Origin of the sequence: Collinsella aerofaciens ATCC 25986 (assembly GCF_964237925.1) — a bacterium.
GTDB lineage: Bacteria > Actinomycetota > Coriobacteriia > Coriobacteriales > Coriobacteriaceae > Collinsella > Collinsella aerofaciens_BJ.
In genome coordinates this window covers 1-2132 of record NZ_CAXSKI010000034.1, presented here as the reverse complement: position 1 = coordinate 2132, position 2132 = coordinate 1, and the positions used below count along the sequence as shown (strand labels likewise).

At 56.1% G+C, this 2132-nt stretch carries 1 protein-coding gene; it reads left to right on the top strand.

What is annotated here, in order from left to right; genetic code table 11:
* The first annotated feature begins 265 nt into the window (after window positions 1-265).
* Window positions 266-1960: a phospho-sugar mutase gene (locus ACESWY_RS10210; RefSeq protein WP_373094346.1), complete on the top strand. Its 1695-nt coding sequence runs from the start codon at window positions 266-268 to the stop codon at window positions 1958-1960.
* Window positions 1961-2132: the final 172 nt, after the last annotated feature.

The following is a 2132-nucleotide window of genomic DNA, read 5'->3' as shown; positions in this document are numbered from 1 at the left end:
AGGCCAGGGCGCCGCTGACCGGTGGACGGCACCGAGCCGTACGCTTGAACTGAGAAGGGGGAGGCCTCGCGGCCTCCTCCTTTTTGCGTTATAGGCGGCATTCACTAAGCAATTAAATCAATCCAATCATCCACCGGTGAATATAAACGTTCACCGTTCTGTGGCCGGTTCTCTGTTCTCAATGGACTAATATTTGCTTTAGCGCGCTGATGCGCTTGTCCTGTTTTACACGGGTTGTTTTATTGATTGTGACGGAAGGACTCACATGGCAGATGTTCATGAGCTGCTTGATACTTGGATTGCCAATGTCAAGGACGAGGAGCTCCTCGCTGAGCTCAACACGATGAAGGAGCAGGGTGACGAAGACGCCATCACCGACGCTTTCTTCCAAGATCTCGCCTTCGGTACCGCCGGTCTACGTGGCACTATCGGTGCAGGCACTAACCGTATGAATATCTATACGGTTGGTCGCGCGACGCAGGGTTTTGCTGACTATCTCAATGCGACCTTCGAGCATCCGACGGTTGCCATCGCTCGCGATAGCCGCAATAAGGGTGAACTGTTCGTTAAGACGACGGCTGCCATTCTTGCCGCAAACGGCGTGACTGCTCTCGTGTATCCTAAGATTTCTCCCGTGCCGACGCTTTCCTGGGCCGTCCGTGACCTTAAGTGCTCCGGTGGCATTTGCATGACCGCTAGTCATAATCCAGCGCCTTATAACGGCTATAAGGCCTATGGCCCCGACGGCTGCCAGATTACCAGCGAGGCTGCCGATGCAATTTCTAAGGCTATCGCCGAGACCGATACGTTTACCGGCGTGAAGTCCATGGACTTCGATGAGGCTCTTGAGCAGGGTCTGGTCAAATGGATCGATGACTCGTGCCTCGAGCGTTATTATGACGCCGTTCTCGCCCGCGGCGTGACCAACCTTTCTGCCGAGGAGATCGCTGGCGCTCCGCTTAAGCTCGTCTACACTCCGCTCAACGGCACCGGCCTCATTCCCGTCACGACGGTGCTCGAGCGCGCTGGCATCACCGATGTCACGGTTGTTCCCGAGCAGAAGGAGCCTAACGGCGATTTCCCGACCTGCCCGTATCCTAACCCCGAGATTCGCCAGGCCATGCAGAAGGGCATTGACCTGTGCGAGCAGGTTCACCCTGATCTGCTGCTTGCAACCGATCCTGACGCCGATCGCGTTGGCGTTGCCGTTAAGAATAGCGATGACTATCTGCTGCTGACCGGCAATGAGATGGGCGTTCTGCTGCTCGACTATATCTGCAAGACCCGCGCTGCTCGCGGTGAGGACCTCACTAAGAAGGTTGCTGTCACTACTATCGTTTCTTCCGCCATGGTTGACGCTCTGGCCGATGAGTACGGTTTTGAGCTCCGTCGTTGCCTGACGGGCTTCAAGTACATCGGCGACATCATTACTTCTCTTTCCGATGCTGGCGAGGTCGATCGCTTTATCTTCGGTTTTGAGGAGAGCTACGGCTATCTGGCCGGCGACCACGTGCGCGACAAGGACGCCGTGAGCACTTCGCTTTTGATTTGCCAGATGGCGCAGTATTACAAGCTCCAGGGAAAGAACCTTGCCGACGCGATGCACGAGCTGTACGAGAAGTATGGCTACTATCACAACAAGACGATTTCGCTGAGCTATCCGGGTGCTGAGGGTGCGGCAAAGATGGCCGGCATCATGGCCGGTCTGCGCGAGAACCCGCCCGCGGAGCTCGCCGGTTCCAAGATTGAGGCCGTCGTTGATTACAACACCTGCGTGAACGGCCTGCCGAAGGCTAATGTTATTGAGTTCGATCTTGAGGGTGGCAACAAGGGTATTGTTCGTCCTTCCGGCACCGAGCCCAAGATTAAGCTGTACATCTTCGCTAAGGGCTCGGATGCCGCCGAGGCAGATGCAGCACTTGACGCGATCGAGGAGTCCGGTCGCAAGCTGCTGGCATAAGGTATTTAAGAGTCTATTGCTATAGATGGGCGAAAGAGGGGATCTCGGATGCGAGGTCCCCTCCTGTTTTTAACCAGCCAGCCGAGAGTACTTAGATGTGTAGGAAATGTGTACGCCCAGATTCCCGCCCGCGGGGCCCCTCCGGTCTGGCAATATATCTCCTTGCCGCGCG

What these genes read in the sequence shown, in the direction of transcription:
- ACESWY_RS10210 (WP_373094346.1), top strand. Translation starts at nt 266, where the DNA reads ATGGCAGATGTTCATGAGCTGCTTGATACTTGGATTGCCAATGTCAAG.